General features: G+C 55.5%; 17 protein-coding genes. All 17 read left to right on the top strand.

The window, feature by feature from the left end; translation table 11 throughout:
• Positions 1–576: a hypothetical protein gene (locus tag NTX59_10330; GenBank protein ID MCX5786075.1), complete on the top strand. Its 576-nt coding sequence runs from the start codon at positions 1–3 to the stop codon at positions 574–576.
• On the top strand, positions 554–2,185 hold the full coding sequence (locus NTX59_10325; GenBank protein MCX5786074.1) for a DEAD/DEAH box helicase: 1,632 nt from the start codon (positions 554–556) through the stop codon (positions 2,183–2,185). Before NTX59_10330 ends, NTX59_10325 begins: the two co-directional genes overlap by 23 nt.
• The gene (locus NTX59_10320) at positions 2,182–5,514 is read left to right on the top strand and encodes a DNA-primase RepB domain-containing protein (GenBank protein MCX5786073.1); all 3,333 of its coding nucleotides are present in this window, start codon (positions 2,182–2,184) and stop codon (positions 5,512–5,514) included. Before NTX59_10325 ends, NTX59_10320 begins: the two co-directional genes overlap by 4 nt.
• On the top strand, positions 5,511–5,891 hold the full coding sequence (locus NTX59_10315) for a hypothetical protein (protein MCX5786072.1): 381 nt from the start codon (positions 5,511–5,513) through the stop codon (positions 5,889–5,891). The genes NTX59_10320 and NTX59_10315 overlap by 4 nt, the downstream gene beginning before the upstream one ends.
• Positions 5,892–5,913: 22 nt before the next feature.
• Positions 5,914–6,270 carry a hypothetical protein gene (locus NTX59_10310; protein ID MCX5786071.1) on the top strand — a complete coding sequence of 119 codons (357 nt, stop codon included), beginning with the start codon at positions 5,914–5,916 and terminating at the stop codon, positions 6,268–6,270.
• A gap of 135 nt (positions 6,271–6,405) precedes the next feature.
• Positions 6,406–6,591: a hypothetical protein gene (locus NTX59_10305; protein ID MCX5786070.1), complete on the top strand. Its 186-nt coding sequence runs from the start codon at positions 6,406–6,408 to the stop codon at positions 6,589–6,591.
• A complete protein-coding gene (locus NTX59_10300; GenBank protein MCX5786069.1) occupies positions 6,588–7,130 on the top strand; it encodes a hypothetical protein in 543 nt (180 codons plus the stop codon). Before NTX59_10305 ends, NTX59_10300 begins: the two co-directional genes overlap by 4 nt.
• A gap of 197 nt (positions 7,131–7,327) precedes the next feature.
• Positions 7,328–8,746, top strand: a complete 1,419-nt coding sequence (locus tag NTX59_10295) for a hypothetical protein (GenBank protein ID MCX5786068.1) — start codon at positions 7,328–7,330, stop codon at positions 8,744–8,746.
• Entirely contained in the window at positions 8,733–9,506 is a 774-nt protein-coding gene (locus tag NTX59_10290) for a hypothetical protein (GenBank protein MCX5786067.1), read from the top strand. Before NTX59_10295 ends, NTX59_10290 begins: the two co-directional genes overlap by 14 nt.
• Entirely contained in the window at positions 9,497–11,458 is a 1,962-nt protein-coding gene (locus NTX59_10285; GenBank protein MCX5786066.1) for a phage portal protein, read from the top strand. Before NTX59_10290 ends, NTX59_10285 begins: the two co-directional genes overlap by 10 nt.
• Positions 11,459–11,461: 3 nt before the next feature.
• The gene (locus NTX59_10280; protein MCX5786065.1) at positions 11,462–13,477 is read left to right on the top strand and encodes a DNA adenine methylase; all 2,016 of its coding nucleotides are present in this window, start codon (positions 11,462–11,464) and stop codon (positions 13,475–13,477) included.
• A 107-nt stretch (positions 13,478–13,584) separates the two neighbouring features.
• Positions 13,585–13,707: a hypothetical protein gene (locus NTX59_10275; GenBank protein ID MCX5786064.1), complete on the top strand. Its 123-nt coding sequence runs from the start codon at positions 13,585–13,587 to the stop codon at positions 13,705–13,707.
• An 86-nt stretch (positions 13,708–13,793) separates the two neighbouring features.
• Positions 13,794–14,825 carry an HK97 family phage prohead protease gene (locus NTX59_10270; GenBank protein MCX5786063.1) on the top strand — a complete coding sequence of 344 codons (1,032 nt, stop codon included), beginning with the start codon at positions 13,794–13,796 and terminating at the stop codon, positions 14,823–14,825.
• Positions 14,826–14,837: 12 nt separating this feature from the next.
• On the top strand, positions 14,838–15,740 hold the full coding sequence (locus tag NTX59_10265; protein MCX5786062.1) for a phage major capsid protein: 903 nt from the start codon (positions 14,838–14,840) through the stop codon (positions 15,738–15,740).
• 9 nt (positions 15,741–15,749) lie between these two features.
• On the top strand, positions 15,750–15,962 hold the full coding sequence (locus NTX59_10260) for a hypothetical protein (GenBank protein ID MCX5786061.1): 213 nt from the start codon (positions 15,750–15,752) through the stop codon (positions 15,960–15,962).
• A gap of 3 nt (positions 15,963–15,965) precedes the next feature.
• Positions 15,966–16,391 (top strand): hypothetical protein, encoded by a 426-nt coding sequence (locus NTX59_10255; protein ID MCX5786060.1) that lies wholly within the window; start codon positions 15,966–15,968, stop codon positions 16,389–16,391.
• 9 nt (positions 16,392–16,400) lie between these two features.
• Positions 16,401–17,990, top strand: a complete 1,590-nt coding sequence (locus NTX59_10250; protein MCX5786059.1) for a glycosyl hydrolase family 28-related protein — start codon at positions 16,401–16,403, stop codon at positions 17,988–17,990.
• Positions 17,991–17,995 lie beyond the last annotated feature (5 nt).

Here is a 17,995-nt window from a genome sequence, read left to right as displayed (position 1 = left end):
ATGGCACGCATCAACTACAAGGGTGACGCGGAAGCAGAAAGCGCAGGACAGGGCGGGGGCGCACAGTTCACTCCTGCGCCACGCGGCATCTACACGCTGCAGATAGCCGACCACTCGGACGGTGAGGTCACGCAAGGCGGCAAGAACCCCGGCACGCCTCTTACCAAGCTGCAATGCGAGATAGCCGACGAGGGCGAGCACTTCGGCAAACGCGTCTGGCATAACGTGGTATGGGTCCCGCGCGGCAACGGCGAGAAAGCCAACCCGGGCCACGGTATGGCTGTGCATTTCCTCCACGCCATCGGGCTGCAATACGACGGCGAGTTCTCGTTTGAAGAGTCCGACCTGCAGGGGCGAACCTTTCGCGCGCTTTTGGGTGTGGCGACGTATGACAAAGTCGTAAATGGTCGGACATATACGAACGAGAAGAACTTCATCGAAGAAATCTACACCGACAAACACCCCGAACCCGCCAATGACGAGCTGCCTGCGCCGCGCAAGAACGTGCAGCAGCCGGCCAAGGACAAACAAACGGACCGCACCGGGGCGGCCAATGGGGGCTCCGTCCCATTCTGAGCATAGGCTTCCCCCCATGGAAAACGACCAGCAAGACACCGGCATTGTCCTTCGCCCCTACCAGGAGGCCGCCATCCAGGCTTGGAATAGCAAGCTGGATGGCGGCCTTAGGCGCGGGATAATTAACCTGCCCACGGGCTGCGGCAAGACCCTAACTGGTCTCTCAATCGCAAAGCGTATGGGAGGACGGACCTTGTGGCTCGCGCACCGCGACGAACTTATCGAGCAGCCGTTACGCGCCATCCGCGCCGTGTGGCCCGAGGCTTCCACCGGCGTAGTTAAGGCGGAACGTAACGAGACAGACGCGCAGGTTGTATTCGCCTCAATACAGACAGTCTCACGACAAAACCGCCTTAAGAGCCTGTCCGGCTTCGACCAGATCGTGGTTGACGAAGCGCATCACGCAGCCGCCGACAGCTACCTCCGGACTATGGACGCACTCGGCTGCTTCAAACCAGGCGGCACGCCTGCATTAGGGCTTACAGCTACCGTCGAGCGCGGCGACAGCCTGGGACTCGACGAATCCTTCGAGGGAATCGTTTACCAGATGCAATTGCTGCAAGCCATCAAGGACGGCTGGCTTGTGGACCTGCGCTTAAAGCAAGTCGCGCTGGACTTCGACATGGATGCTATCGCCACAGTACACGGCGACTACAATCAGGGCGAACTTGGCGATGCCATGCTCCGCGCCGGGGCAGCCGAGGCAACCGCCAACGCCTACCAAGACCATGCAAAAGGCCGCAAAGCTTTAATCTTCACGGTTACCGTGGATCAGGCGCGGCGCACAGCCGAAACGCTTAAAAATCGTGGTGAGGCGGCTGAATGGTTATGCGGGGAAACGCCTATTGAAGAGCGCAGGGCAATTCTAACCCGCTTAAAGACCGGCGAGACTATGGTCGTGGCCAACTGCGCCGTCCTGACCGAGGGTTTTGACGAGCCGTCCATTGATGCCATCATAATCGCCCGCCCCACGCAGTCCAAGACACTCTACCTCCAGATGATAGGGCGCGGCACCAGAATCTTCCCCGGCAAGGAAGACTGCCTGATAATCGACCTCGCGGGCGCATCGCGTAAGCATAAACTCATCCAAGCGCCCGTGCTATTCGGCCTGGACCCGGACGAGGCAGAGGAAAATACAGTAACCGAAGCGCTCGAAGTAAGAGACCGCGAGACCGCGCTGGTCTCTTCTTTAGTCCGCGCCAACCGCGTTGTTCCCTGCCCACGGCAGTTCCACTGGATATCCGCCGCAAATACTTTTTATGCCGCCTCAGCCGGTGATCGGGGCACGGTGCTGCTTATACGCTCAGGTGACGGCTGGGTTGTTGAAGTGTCGCCAAAGAACCGCTTCGCAGCGTCTACCACACTTGAGTCCCAACCAGTGGACCTTGAACTGGCGCAGGGCATCGGCGAGGACTACATCCGCCGCGCATCAGCCACACAACTGGCAGCCGAGAACGCATTCTGGCGGCGCAAGCCCGCATCAGAGAAACTACTGGCCGCTCTGGCCAAATGGCGCATCCCCGTGCATAGCGGGATAAGAGCCGGTGAAGCGTCAGACCTCTTAACCGTAGCAATCGCAAAGGCCTGGCTATGGCGGAGAAAGCAATGAGCGAGCCACTCCTCCGGCCAAACAAGGTGGCTATAGCCGCACATCTGCGACATTTATTTGGCCAGGTGACTGACGCATTGGTTGAGTTGGCCTGGGCAGACGCATCAGATGGCCGCCTGCGCCACGCCCGGCTATTCTGCCCGCAGGAACTGGACAGCATTGCGGATTTCGCGGCCTCCCGGAACTCCGTGGCAGGGCAGAACCTATACCTCGGCGCGGCACTGCGGCGGATAGACACGCCGCGAAACAGGCGGGCAGCAGACGCCGATTTTCACGCGCTCACTGCCTTATACGCCGATTTCGACGATGAGGGCGCTCTGGACAAGGCTGAAAGGTTGTGCACCGAGAAGGGAGTTCCCCCCACCGCCAAGGTTATCACCGGTCACCATCCATATTCACGCGGGCAATTGTGGTGGCGGCTACAGGAGCCGCTACGCGATGCCGAGGCCTGTCGCAGGATAAACCGCGCCATAGCCGTCGCGTTAGGCGGAGACACAGCCGTTTTTAATACCGGGCGCGTCATGCGCATGGGAGGCTCGGTTGCCTGGCCGCGTAAAAAGGGCCGCGTGGCCGAGATTACTACGTTTGAAGCAATCGCGCCGCATCGCTATGCGCCGGAAGAGCTTGAAGCGGCATTTCCGGCTGAACAACCGGTTCTGCCGACAGCCGCACCTGCAACCGTCATTCGCGGCCCCTCACCCGGCATAGACGCGCTCATGGCCCAGCTATGCCCGAATAACTGGCATCTGCCAATGCTACGGGCGGTCGCAAGGATGGTGGCCTGCGGTTGGCCGGACCAAGACATCCTTGCGCGAAGTGAAAAGCACACTTTGCCCGGCTGGACCGCAGAGCAGACCCGTGACGAAGTCGCGGCCATGATAAGCGGAGCCAGACGTAAAGGCTTCGGCAACGTCCGAAAGGCCGCGCGGCTTATTCCAAACGTCCAGCCTGGCTATGATTCTAAACCACTCGCCCGCGACGACGCATCTGCGCAACTCAAATCCGTTATATCTGGTTGGTTCAACCGCGCTGTGCCACTTGCGCAGGCGCGTAAGGAACTCGCCCGCCGCCACCGCGCCAGATTCGGCAGGAAGCTGCCACCGGCAGTTGCCGAAGAACTCCGCGCAACGGTCAAAGCACAGTACGGCATAGACAACCTGCGCGATGCGCCAAGGCTGGCGGTCCAGGCGGCTGCGGGCTTGGGCAAAACCATGCAGGTGGTGCAGGAGATAATGGCTCGCAAAGAAGTCTGGGACCTGCGCATTTGGATTATGGTCCCCACCATCGACCTGGCCGACCGCCTGGCGGAGCAGTTTGCGGAGCTTTCTTGCGAGGCCGGGCCAAATGTGCGCGTTATGCGCGGCAGACTCGCCCTGGCTATGGAAGTGCGGCGGCCACACGAGCACAAGACCATGTGCCGCAAACCCGACGCGGCTGACGCAGCCGGCCGCCTTGGGCTCAACGTCTATAAAACGCTTTGCAATTCGGACGCGGAACACTGCGCTTACTTCTACCACTGCCCATGGATCAAACAATGGGAGAGCCACGGGCCGGGCGTGAGAATATGGTCGCATGAATATTTACACCTGCCTATGCTTTCCGACTATCCGCCACCGGATATGGTCATCTGCGACGAGTCTGTTGTTGAGGTACTGGCTGGCGGCCTGCAATTTGCACCCGACCGGCTGACCGAGGTACCTGGCTGGGCAGGTGGCGGTGAGGTTGAAGTGCTTACTCACTGCCTGGCGGACATCTACGCGGCGCTGTCTGCGGGTGGGCCCGCGCTCGCGGCGCTCAGGGCAAAGGGCCTCACTCGCGAGGCCATCGCCAAGGCGGCAGACATCGCGGAGGGCAGCGAGGATGGCGACACCGGCATAACACCGGATATGCCGGAGGCTGAAGCACTTGAACGCCTCAGCGCACTGGAAGAATCTGAGCGCGAGAAGATTGCGCGGCTCCTGCGGCAACTGGCCAAAGAGATAAACCTCCCACGCGACACCTCTCATGCCGTAGAGTTGCAGCGCAACGTCGCCGTCTTAGTGAACGGCAAGCCCGAGCGTCAGAACCGGGTAAGCGTCCGGTGGCGGCGGAAGGTACTCATAGGCCGGACTAGGCCGCTTCTGGTTATTGACGCGGACGCAGACGAGGAGATAACCAAACGGCTGTTTGGCGGGCAGCTGGAGCACGTCGCCATCCCGGTCCGGAGAAACGCCGTCGTCACGCAGTGCCACACATCCAACTTCTCCCGGCAATCGTTACTCGGCTTTGACGGTGCGGCGGCAGATTTCAACGCCAAGGCCGCAAAAAGGCTTGAACACGTCAAACTCATCATCCGCAAGCTCGCCAAGTCCACCCGCCTACTCGTGGTCTGTCCATTGCCGGTCCGGAAAGCCATTACAGGCGAAACTGCCACGCGCTTACCGCTTTCATGCGAATGGGAAGGCGCTACCATCTCGCATTTCGGGCGCATACGAGGCGTGGACGACTGGAAGGACTATGAAGCCAGCCTTACCATAGGCCGGGAGCAACCGCCGCCTCTGGCGGTGGAGGCTATGGCACGCTCAGTCTGGGATGACGACCCTATACCACTCAATCTGCCGGGCGAGTACGCCAAAGCGCCGCGCGGCTATAGAATGCGCGGCGGGACCAAGCTGGGCGTAGAGGTGGACATTCACCCGGACCCGCGCGTTCAGCGGGTGCTGGAGCTTAAACGCGAACGGGAGTCTCTCCAAGCCATAGACCGCATACGCCTTATTCATCCGGACAGCATGAAGGATGTTTATATCCTCTGCAAGGTGCCGCTGGATATCGATGTGGATCGTTTATCTGGCTTCGCGGAGATACTTAATAACGAGGGATCTAAACTGGAGCAGGCATACCGCAGGGCGCGGTGCGGATTGCCGCTTGCAGCAGGACGCATATCAGGCCTATGGCCCGACCTCTATCCATCAGAAAGTGCTGCAAAAACATCAACTTTTCGAGAACTTAAGGACAGCGTTTCAGATGGTTGCAAATGGGAAATAGATCATATTACCCTTTTGCAACCATCTGAAATAGGCGATAAAAATGCCAAAAATCAAGCGCGACTGGTTCGGTTTGGAAACACTGAAGCTGCCATAATTCGGTTCCGGCCTCGCAACAGCGCAGAAGGCGGACACCACAACTGGTCCAGAGCCTTAGTTGCCGCAGATACCCCCTATTTCCGGGCCAGAGTACGAGACGTCATGGGCAGTGATCTTGAGTTTGAATATCCCCCCACAGGCATGGTCTCGGCTTCCGCTGCCAGGCTATCACAAATCCCAACACCAGTCACAGGAGGAATCGTATGAGCAATCGGTCAAAGGGCAACATGCATGAGAAAAAGGTCGCGGACTACCTCAAAACGCAAGGCTATCTGGTCGAGCGCAGCTTCGGCAAGCCGGGCTGGATACCGGGCCGGGGCATTGTATTCTGCGCACGCGACCTTTTCGGCGCGTTTGATATTGTCGCGCTCCGGCAGCCAAGTGAGGTAAGGTTCATCCAGGTAACCTCAGGCGCGGTGGCGGTCCGGCGCAACAAGACATTCTCGGTCTGGCCGCAGGCGGAGGTATGGGAATTTGTTTTGCGCGGCATCTACAGAATTCACCGGCTTGACCAACAGCCAACTATCGTGGATACGAAAGGAGAACACTATGTTGAAAAAAGGGACACACGGGATGTGGGGTAGGACAGCATCGGAACACGTGATAATGATGAATACAACGACGAAGGCGCAAAAACAAGAAAAGCACGATGAAGACAAAAGCGTCGTTCTGGACCGCTTCTCTTACGATGCCGCCTATATGTTCGGCGAGGCAATGATCAAGGGCATCGGATGGGACACCCTCAACGACGCTGTGGAAAATCAGATCAAAGAGTTTATCCGCACCAAGGAGTTTCAGCACCTGGTTCGGGATGATGTCCGAAGGACGCTCTCTGAACAATCGTTTCGGGACTTGTGGGCTAATGACGTTCTTGAGACTCTCCGGGATGCATTACCGAAACTTGCCAGCGAAATAAGCGTGCAGGTGATTACCAAAGGCCGTGTGCAGGGCAGACCATTATAAAACAGCAACGCAATGATATGAAACTTCCCAATTCACAAAGCGGACGGCACAACCACTGTGCTCGACGTAAAACAGACGAATGCCGCTTAAACAGTTTAAACAGTTTTATGGACTTTCAGGAGGAAACCAACCAAAATGTATAGAGTCAAATTTTGCAAATACTGCAACGAGCCGTTTACGCCAACATATGCAAATCAGCGGTTCCACACGAAGTGCGGACGTAAATGGCGCAGAGACTATGAACGCAAATACCATCGTGAGTATGAGCGCCAGACCAGGAAGCAGTTGAAAGAAGACTGGATACAGGAGATTGAACAGTGAAGGGAAGAAAACCGAAATATTCGCAAGAGGAAACCAACGAGATTGTGGCGAGGCTCGCCGCAGGTGAAAGCCCGTCTGCCTTGTCAACGGAATTCAATAGACCGCGCACTTCCATACTTCGCTGCGCCGATAGCGCACGGGCACCGGGGCAGATTACCGAACAGGCTAAGCGAACAATCAAGGACAAAAAGGCAACGCAACGCGAGCGGCTCTTTTGGCGGTTCGTGGAAGCCAATCTGCGTCAGGGAATCCAGAAAGCCACGCAGGCCGCGCCGAAGGAAGTTGCGGCCATGCTCGAATCCGCTGTGAAACTCAAAGCGCTCATGACCACTTCCGTGACGGGTTCACGTGGGTCGCTGATTCAATTCACCGACGAAACCATCCTGCGGTTCGGTCGCTTCATAAAGGGAGAAGTGGTTCCCATTGCGTCTGTTGAGCAGGGGCAAGAAGCTAACCTGGGCGAGGGCAAAGCCGACGCTTTGGAAACTGATCCGGGCGAGGGGACAAGCGTGCCGCCTGAGGGCACGAATGGCGAGTGAATGCGCAAGGAAGCGCAGTATTCACCTGACATAATGCACCATTATGTCAGGTTTTACCGACGAGGAATGAAGATGGCAGGACATGGAAAAAATAGCGTAAATTTTGAGGCCGGAACTCGGTACGCTCCCCTTTTGCGTATTTTGCGACAGTCTGGTTTCAGCGGGACTTCTAATTTTTTTGCGGCAAAACGGTTCCTATGAGCAAACAGATTCTCAATCAAGGGCCCTTCCCCCACCTGGACAGCAACGGCGTCCAGCAGAAGCTATTTGACCTCTTTGGCTTTGCGCGAGACGTATTGGGATATCACGACATCAGCAATCTGCACCTGCGCTGGTATAAAGAACTGCTGGACCACCGGTTCATCCTGCTCTTGAGCCCCCGGGGACACCTAAAGACTTCGGCTGTCACGGTGGGCTATTCACTGTGGCGGCTTACCCAGGACCGGAACCTGCGCATCTCTATTTTAAACGAGGTACTGGGTAATGCCAAGGACATCCTGCAAACCATCAAGGCACATATCTCCAGCGAGAAGTTCCAGGAACTCTACGGCCACTGGGACACACTGAGCAGCATGTGGACGGCTGAGAAGATACTGATTCCACGGGATAAGGTCTTAAAAGAGCCCAGTATATCCGCAGCTGGCGTTTTGGGCACCATAGTAAGCCAGCATGCCGACCTGGTAGTAATAGACGACCCGCACAGCGAAAAGAACAGCCAGACCCCGCACCAGCGAAAGAAGATCATCACCTGGTTCCAGCAAACGGTTATGCCTATTCTTGAGCCGTCCGGCCAGTTGATAGTTTGTATGACCCGCTGGCATAAGGACGACTTGGCCGGACACATCATGTCCGACCCCGGCTTCAAGAACTGGCGCATAATCGAGCAGCGGGCGGAATGGACCGATGAAAACGGCAATCGGAAGATACTATTCCCAGAGAAGTGGCCGGCTGACGTTTTGGATAGATATAAATCCAATATGGGCAGCCTGGCATATCGGACGCAGATGTTAAACGACGTCGCCGGGTTGGAAGGCTCTGATTTCAAGATCGAGTGGCTCACCGCCTGCCGCTACACGGAAAAACCGAAGGACATGAATATTTACATCGGCGTGGACCTGGCCACCGGCAGTACGGAAGCCCATTCTAAATTCGCCTATGTGGTCTTGGGCATCCCAAAGGGCGACAAGGACGCTTATATTTTGGCGGCGCATAAGGACAGCATACAGTTCCCTGAACAGGTCAAAACCATCAAATGGCTCTACAAGTTTTATGAGCCTACCGAAATGGGCATTGAGAACAATGCCTACCAGCAGTCGATGCTTCAGTTTTTACGGGTAGATGAGGAAACATCGAAGCTGCACATAAAGGGCCTCACCTCACAAGGCGATAAACAAAGGCGCATAAGAGGGATGGCGCTGCTTTTTGAGAACAGGGCAATCCGCCTGCCGAACACCTTGCCGGAACTTGAGGAAGAACTGTTGCACTTTCCAGTGGGCGATGATGATTTATTGGACGCGCTCTGGCTGGCACTTGAAGTCGTACGGAAGAAGAAAGTAGCGCCGAATATCAAGTATGTCTCGGATTTTGGACAGAGCAGATACAATGACTATCTCTGAAACGAGCGATATCACTTTATCCATAACGCCCATCAGCAATACAACGGGCCGGGAGTTTGTTGCGGCACATCATTACGCCGTCATCTGCCCGCCCATAACGAAGATAACCTATGGCCTCTTCAAAGGCGAGAAACTGGTCGGCGTTGCGCTCTGGGGTTTTGGCACTCGGCCCATGCACACCATACGCAGGCTGTTCCCCTCGCTCGGAGTGAATAATTACCTGGAGTTGAACAGGTTTTGCGTGCTGGACGAGATGCCACGCAATACTGAAAGCATGTTTTTGAAATTATGCGGCCAGCGGATACAGCAGGACTTTCCCGGTGTCCATGTTTTGTTTAGTTGGGCTGACGGCCTGCGCGGCAAGCCCGGTTATGTTTACCAATCGGCGAACTGGCTTTACGGCGGTTTTATCAAAAGCCAGTTTTACTGCACAGCAGACGGCGAGGTTGTCCATCCCAGATTTTTGATAACCCGCTATGGGACCAGAGCCAACGGATTCACCCGCAGCATTGGTCTGAGCAAGATTTCGGGCTTTCAGTTCAGATACTGCAAATTTATGTGCTCGCACAAACTCAGGAAGGCGCTGCTCAAGGAATCGCCGTTTAACTGGCGCAGCAGTTATCCCAAGCACTGCGACCTAAAGTGGTGGATTGATGCGGAGGAGGGCTCAAGAGAGAGCTTTGAGTGTCCCACACTCAAGGGGTCGGGGCAGTTCCGGCACTCCGCTGGGATTTCAAAGGGAGACAGCTTATGGGAATAAGGGAACGGCTGATAAATGCGTTGTTCGGCAGCGTAATCCGGGCCGAGGTCGAAAAATCGTCGAAGCAGATAATCTCTTATGTGACGGGATTGCCGTCGTCAACTGAGGGCATCCTGCCGGACATAGACTTTGAGATTTTCAACCAGATGTATGAGCAGACGTCATGGGTCCGCGCCGTTGTGGGCGTCATCTGCAAGGCGGTAACGGCCCGAGGCTACGGCCTGGCGCCTGCCAAACCGAATGCCGATCCCAAAAACGCAGAAATGCTTCAGTCCTTTTTTGACGGCTGCAACCCAAACGACACGCTCCTTGAGATACTGGACGATATCGCCCGCGACGTTTATGTATTCGGCAACGCGTTCCTTGAGGTGGTTTACGGCGCGGACGGCAAGCCCAGGGAGTTATGGAATCTTGACGCGACCACAATGCGGGTTATAGCCGATGAACACGGTTCCATTGCAGGCTATATTCAAGTCTCCAGGAGCCAGCCGGGAAAGGTCGAATTCACACCCAGAGAAGTTATCCACTTCAAACTGGGAACCAAGGGGGCTACCCTCTACGGCCTTTCCCCGCTGGCTTCATTAATCCTACCGGTGACGGTGGATAAATACGCGCAGATATACAACAGGGCGTTTTTCCTGAACGGCGCAAAAATCAGGGGTGCGTTTATTATGAAGGACGCGGCCCCGGAGCAGGTTGAGCGAAACCGCGAGTATATGGCGGCCAGAGCCAAGAGCCCTGATATGGCGCATTCGGATCTGGTGCTTGAAGGCGACATAGAGTTCAAGCAGATAAGCACGACACAGAAAGACATGGAGTTCCTGGAGCTCCGGGAGTTCACCAGAAACGAAATACTGGCAGTCTACGGCGTTCCGCCGAGCAAGGTGTCCATCATCGAGACCGGCAATATCGGCGCGGGCACAGGCGACCATCAGACGGCCACGTTTTATGATGAGACGATTTCCCCCTTCCAGATGCGGCTGGCGGAGAAGCTGACAAAACACGTCATTCGACAGGGCTTCGGCATAAACGACTGGTCATTCCAGTTTAACAAGCGTGCCATAGACGAAAAAGACCAGGCTGAGATTTTCAATATCTACTTGCAAAACAGTGTGTTCAGTCCTGATGAGGTGCGCAGGATAGTAGCACCCAGAATGCCGGAGATGCAGAAATCACTGAATCCCCGTGAGACCATAGCCAATGCCACGCGGGCCATAGTGTCGCTTGAGAACAAGTTCGTTGAGGCTGTGCGAGGCATGTTCCGCAAAATCGGCGACGCGGTCAAAGCAAAACTGCCGGGCATCAAGCGCGAGGGCGATTTAGAGGTACTGCTCCAGCTGGTTAATAAAGACGGCATCGCTAGAACCATAGAGAAGTTCACTTTGGAGGCAGCACGTAAGGGTCTTGCGCTGGCCGCACAGAGAAGCGGGCTTGAAAACGTAGATGACCTAAGCCCCGGTATACAGGAGAGAATCAAAAGCGAGGCAGCCGCGTTGGCAGATAATTTAGCAAGCGGCATGGTTGACCGGCTCCGGGAGGAGCTGTCGGCAGGGATTACGGCCAATGAAACTATTCCACAGCTTATGCGGCGCATCGAGAACTGGGTCGGCAGCCAGTCCATTACAGTCAAGCCGGCCACTGATACCGAAGGGAATATTATAAGAGAGACGAGCAGCCGGGTAATCGGCAAGGACGTTCTGGCCGAGGTAATAGCCCGCACCGAGGCGAACCGCGCGTATAATGCAGGCAATCTGGACGCGCTTAAGCAGGCCGGAATTGAAAAAGTCCAATGGCTGCTCGCGGGCGACGCCTGTCTTGAGTGCGCGGATGCGGCCGAGACAGCACCCGGTGAGAAGCTCGGCAAGATCATGGCATTGGATGAAGCGTCAGACATACTGCCCGCGCATCCAAACTGCCGCTGCACATGGGTAAGCGTACTGGAGGAAAAATAAACTATGGAAACAATAAAAATTAACTTTGCGGATTACGGTGAAATGTTCAGGACGGACCCAGTCAAGCTGCCGGACCAAGAGCTGTTGTCTATGGACTTCATCCTGCACAGGGCATGGGCCATGCTGCAGGCCGGACATAAAGTATTCGACGAAACCACCGCATGGGACGCACAGGATATCCTGGCACTACATATCGTAGTTCAGTTGGAGATGACCCGCCGTGGCTTCCAGAATACCATACAAGACGCTTTGCAGGAGCAGACACTGGCCATGATTGCGGAAGATGCCGCAGAAGCGGGCGTGGAGGAAGACACGGAAAAAGGCGTGCGCCAAGCGTTCGGCTCATACGGCGGCAAGCGCTATCTGGCTCACCGCATAGCTTCGTATATTCCCCACCATCGCACCTATGTCGAGCCGTTCGCGGGCGGCGCGGCTGTGCTCTACGCCAAGGACCCATCACCGCAGGAAGCATTAAACGACCGCGACGCGGAGATTGCCTTCATGCATAAATTTATCCGGGACCACAGTCCGGAGGATAGTAACGCGCTGGCAAAACGCGAATGGACAATCCTCAGGGAAACCCATGAGCGCCTTAAAGCCATGAAACCGGAAACCGACCGCGACCGTTTCTATAAGTCATTCTATCTGACCCGGTCGTCCTACGGCAAAATGCGGGGCGGCTCCTTTAACCCCGCCAACGAGGGCGTAAAGATAGACTTCCCGAATACCGTGAATCGTGCGCAAGAACGGCTGCGCAACGTGGCGGTCACCAACAAAGACTATTTGCAGGTGCTCAAAGACTACGACAGCCCGGAGACGTTCTTCTACATGGACCCGCCGTATCCCGGCAAATTCAACCTTTTTGACTTCGGGTTCAAGGAAGAGGATTTTCTAAAAGCCGTTAAGGGCCTGAAGGCAAAGTGGATAATTTCTTATCCCTCCGAACGAGTCAAAGTGTTCAAAGGATACAACGTATATATCGTCAAGCGCAGGAACCAGATGCGGGGCCCGGGCGGCAACCAAGAGTGGGTCACGGAGATGATGGCCTCCAATTTCCCATTAAAGCCGCTTAATCTTTACATTGAGAAGGGACTGGAAGCCGAGCCGGAAGGCATGGAGGATAAAGCGCCGCCATTCCTGCCACAGCTTGAGGACGCGCCGGACCTGGAGAAGGTTCACGGCGCTTTCAAAAGCCCAGGCGGCAAATACCGGCTATACAAGAAAATCCTGGCGCTTATCCCGGAGCACAAAACATTCGTTGAGGCGTTCTGCGGCGGAGCGCAGGTATTCTTCCATAAGAAGCGGTCTGACGCGGAAGTAATCAACGACGTTAATTCCGACCTTATATTCTCATATCGGTTCATCAAGAGCATGACGCCGGAGGATTTAGACTGGCTAAAAAAACAGGAATGGGTTATACACAGAACCCTGGCACGGAAACTGTTTGAGAGCCAACCCAAAACGCCAAGAGAAAGATTTTACCGCTTCGCCTATCTAAATAAAGCGACCTACTGGGGCAGGTCTGACGCATGGGAAGGAGTAAGGACGGGCAGGAACGGCGAAGGCTACCACATCAAACTGCCGCTTAAACTGCCCGACATTCAGGAGAGACTAAAAAATGTCACGTTGCATTCCTGGGATTGGCAGGATATTCTCAAAGAGTATGATGGCGACAATACGTTTTTCTACCTTGACCCGCCCTATCCCATTCACTGGCCCAAGGAGCACGGAGACCACGGCGCTAAATTCTTCAAAGAGGAGGATTTAATCCCGGCACTCAAAAGTATTAAAGGGAAATTCATCCTGAGCTACGAACTGGAAAAACTGGGGCTTTTCAAAGGCTTCAAAACCTATCGCGTAAAAACCTTGTGGACCGGCATGCACCAATTGGGAGTGCGTCATAAATACGAACTCCTTGTCTCGAACTTCCCACTCAAGCCATTGAATCTTTACTTCGAGAAATTACAGGAGTCCGGCGAGAAGCATACTGAGGTTATCAGCAGCAATCCGACGGCGTAAACTATTTAAACAGTTTATGGACAAACACCAATCGATGCATTACAATTGAGTATATGCTGGAAACGCAAAAGCCGGAAACTTTAGAGTCCCGATTTGAAGAACTTCAAGTGAAGCTCCGTCGGGAGCGTTTCTACGGCACACTGGAAGTGCATTATCAGGACGGACGGCTTGTGCGGGTTAAAAAGCACGAAACTGTTCTCGTAAAGGATATGCACGGTTTGAAGGAATAACAATCTCTTAGCGCTGTCGAACTGAGTCGAAGCGCTGTTGGTCCCAATACATAGGGACCGGCAGCGCTTTTTTGTTTTGGGCAATTATGAAAGACGAAAACACATTGCTGGAAAAAGTCGGATTCGCGTTCCCGGTACAGGTATTGAAATTTGCCGAGGAAGCCGGTGAGTTCCACGTTGTCGGTTACGCCGCCACAAGCGACTTCGATTTGCAGGGCGACATCATAACCGAGGAGGCATTAAAAGCATCATCGCTGGACCTGCTAAAAAACTCCACCGTGCTGCTCAACCACGACATGAAGCTGCCCATCGGCAAGGTGACTAAGGTCGAGTTCGACCAGCATGGCCTTCTGATAGACGCGCTCATTTCAAAGACCGAACAGGACATCATCCAGAAAATCAAGGAAGGCGTCCTTAATAAATTTTCCATTCGCGGGCAGGTGCTGGAACGAGAGCGCAAATTCTCCACCGAACACGACCGCATGGTCAATATTATCCAGCGCATGAGCCTGGTTGAAGTATCGCTTGTATCAGTCCCCGCGAACCCGGAGGCAAAGGCTATCGGGTGGTATATAGCGAAAGCCCTTAAGGAAACAGAAGAACAAGGAGACAAAACAATGCCAGATGAAGTGATTATAGAGGAATTACCGGCGCATGACGCAAATCCCGCGCCGCAGCTGGCAGCCGAGCCGCCTGCCACGCCAAAGGCCGCTGCACCGGCCCCGGAAGAGAAACCCAAGCCTGACGACACAGTCGCGCAGGTACAGGCGCAGAAACCTGCTGAAATCCAGAAATCGAACGTCGGCGGCCTGCTGGACAAGCTGATAAGCATTGGCGGCCACTCCGGCGTCATCGCGCAGCAGCTTAAAACGCTGCTCAAGCCGCCAGCCATTGAACCGGCCCCGGCGGCAGTCAAGCCGGTCGAACCGGCGGACCTGGCCAAATTGGTTGCGGGCGAGGTCGCCAAGCAGCTGGAAGCCGCGCTAAAAGCGGTTCCCACCCTGCGCAAAGGACTCGTCCAGCCGGACAGCGAGGCCGAGGAACTCAGGAAGCAGTTCGACAGCCTGCCCCCAGAGAAAAAGCTCCGGGCGGTACTGGCAGTTCGAGAAAGCAAATAGGAGGAACTAATAATGAACGATTTGGAACAACTCAAGAAGGCGTTAGACATGGCGAACGCGGGCGGCGCGCTCCAGCAGCCCATGGTGGACAAGGTGCTGCAGGAACTCATCGAGGTAAATAACCCGCTGCGCGTGAACCTGCCCCGCAAGCCGGGCTCCGGCTCCGCGTGGATACTGAACCAGCGCACATCAAGAGGCGCGGGCGCCAGTTTCGTGAACGACAGCGAGGAGCCCACGGAAACGCAGGGTGGCGTCGCGCAAAAGACGTTCCCCTATGCGAGCATTCTGGACCGCAGGAAGATAACCCGCAAGCTCCAGGCGGTAGGCAAGAGTATGCTGGACGTGGAAGCCGAGGAAGTCGAGAACGGCCTGCAGAACGTGCGAGACACCGAAGAGAACGCCCTCATAAACGGCGACTCTTCCGTCAATAACAAACAGTTCAACGGCATCCGGAAGCTCATTCCTCCGGGACAGATGGCGATAGCCGGTGCGAACGGCGCGCCACTGACGCTCGAACTGCTGGACGCGGCCATCGACATGAACAGGGGCAATCCCAGCATGCTCATCATGTCCAAGAAAGCCAACCGTAAGCTGAATGGGCTTTTGCAGGCGCAGCAGCGGTTCACTGACACAATGGAGGTCAAAGGCGGGTTCCGGGTTCAGAGCTACAACGGCATCCCGATATTCCGGTCAATCTGGATATCGGACGCGCAGACGCAGGGGACCGCCACCAACTGCACGGACATTTTCGTGTTGGACACCTCCGCCGTCTGGATAGGCGAATTAACGCCGCTTAAGATGCTCCGGCTGGCGCAGAAATCCTCGCAGGGCAGCGAGTTCGACATCTTTGAGGACATCACGCTGGTCCTGGCCAATGATATCAAAGCGTCGAGGCTGGCCGGTGTGACCCTATAAGGAGGCCGGATGTTCAGGCTTAAAAAACTGTATCCCCCCTTCGGCACTAAGGACGCGCCAGTCATAGAGGCCTCTTACGCCGAAGGCACTGTAGAGGTTGTGGACGGACTCTGTGAGGTTAAATTGCCGGAAACCAAGGACCGGCTGCTTAAAACCGGCTACACGGAATTACCCGCAGACGCACCGGCAAAACCGAACGGGAAGGAAAACAAGAGGAGATAGCCAGTGGCACATCCTTTCCCCCTGCCGCCGCCACCCAATTTCAGGGTGGCGCAAGTGGAGCCGACGTATATACGGCTTACCTGGTCCGATTATCCGGCGGAGTTTAAGGCAAACCGCCGGTTACGAGGATTCCGGCTTTACAAATCGGCAGTCAAGAATGAATTAGGCCGGCGAATAGCCGATGAGAAAATTTTGGGCACGGGAGTATTCCATTATGATGACCATGAAGCTGATGCTGGTCCTGATAGGTTTTACACCATGGTCGCAGTTGAAGACTCCGGCTGGGGCGACGGCTTATTCGGCGTTGGCCCGTACGGCCAGCCCGATCCCGGCGGCTTTCACCTGATGCCGTTTAATTCAAGGCCTTGGGGCGCGCCGGTCAGAGGTTTTGGCGAAGCGCCGTTCGGCGCGGAGACATACGGATTTTGAGGCAATACAATGGCAGAAACTTTTACAGACAAACTGAAACTTTCAAAGCGCGATACCGGCGACCTTAACTGGGGCCAGGGCGCGAACGCCAATCTGGAAGCCATAGACGCGCATGTCCAGCAGGCTTTTTTAAGGCCGCCGAGAACTACGCTCGCCACGCTCGGCAGCGGAGCCGCAGGCGCGAACCTATTAGGCAACACGGCTTATTTCTACAAGGTGACGGCTGTCAACGCTGCAGGCGAAACCACGGAAGGCAAAATCCCTGCAACCGTTGAGGCGCAGGTAACCCAGCCCACAACGCCTCTGCCGGTTATTATCCAATGGGAAATCGCAAAAGGCGCTACGGGATACAAGATTTACAAGTCCACAGCCACAGACCAGGAGAAATTCCTCGCCTCCGTTTCTGGAGAATCCACGGTTACATATACGGACACTGGAAATACCGCGACCAATCCAGCCATATCGGTTCCAACCGCCAACACGGCTTCCATAGCAGGTTCAAATGAACACGTGATTTTCAACGATGCCGGAGCAATAAGCGGCAATGACAAGCTCAAATTTACGAAAGCCAGCGGATTACTGACCTTAACCGGCCAGATAAAGATAGTGGATGGCCAGCAGGGCAGCGGCAAAGTACTGATGTCTGATGCCAACGGCCTCGCCGCATGGCAGGCGGCTGCGGGCGGCGGCGGTTACTCAACAACCGTGGTGCCCGCGCCCACTGGCGTAGCCGCAACCGACACGGCCAATATCCAGACAGCCTTGAATGCCAAAGGCGTTTATACAGGAGCGAGCACCGTCGTTTTGCGGGAAGGAACATACATTATTAACGCCACCTTGAACATCCCAGATAACACGATACTTAAGGGGCAGGGAATAAACGCCACTATAATCAAGGCCGATGCCGCCCTTGGGGCGGTTCCGATAATCAGCCACATCGGGAATGGCACCTATATTGAGCTTAGGGACTTCAAGGTCAACTGTTTTTTTTCGGGGCGCGGGGCGGTTGCGTCTAACGATATCTCGCTTAGCGGACGTCTGACACGCCTTGAACGGATTGGACTGATCGGCCACACAGCTTCCACAGGCGCGTATTCCGCGATACGGCTGGTCTGCGGTTCAAGTGCCGTAGGCGGCTCGGTAATCCGTGATTGCGAGTTTCAGGCTATGGGCGATATGGGCTCAGCGGGGCCTGCCTGCGGGAACGGATATATTTCAGCGAACTCCGTGCTTATCCAGGGCTGCGTATTCCGCGCTTCTTCCGGCGATATCACGCTCATCCACGGCAGCCCGGGCACGAATAACAACGGCAGGGTAGCCATAATCGCCAACGAGTTTCATCTTCTGTCCAGCAACGTCACGTATCTGATCAAAATGTATACCGGCATCGTGGCGCACAACAGGTTTTACCGCGAGTCGGGCACGACCACAGAATCGGTCAGCACGGCTGGAATAACCGCGACGAACATATCGGTCACAGGCAACGTGGCGCTGAACTCGGGCAATGGAGCAATCAATGCGTATGGCACGCTTATAACAGTAACCGGCAACGTCGGATTCACCTCATACACCGGCGGGACTCCGGTAAACAACGTCTGACAGTA

The sequence above is a fragment of the Elusimicrobiota bacterium genome (assembly GCA_026388155.1).
GTDB lineage: Bacteria > Elusimicrobiota > Elusimicrobia > Elusimicrobiales > UBA9959 > UBA9634.
Note: the sequence above shows the minus strand (reverse complement) of the source record. Positions and strands in the feature narration are given on the sequence as shown.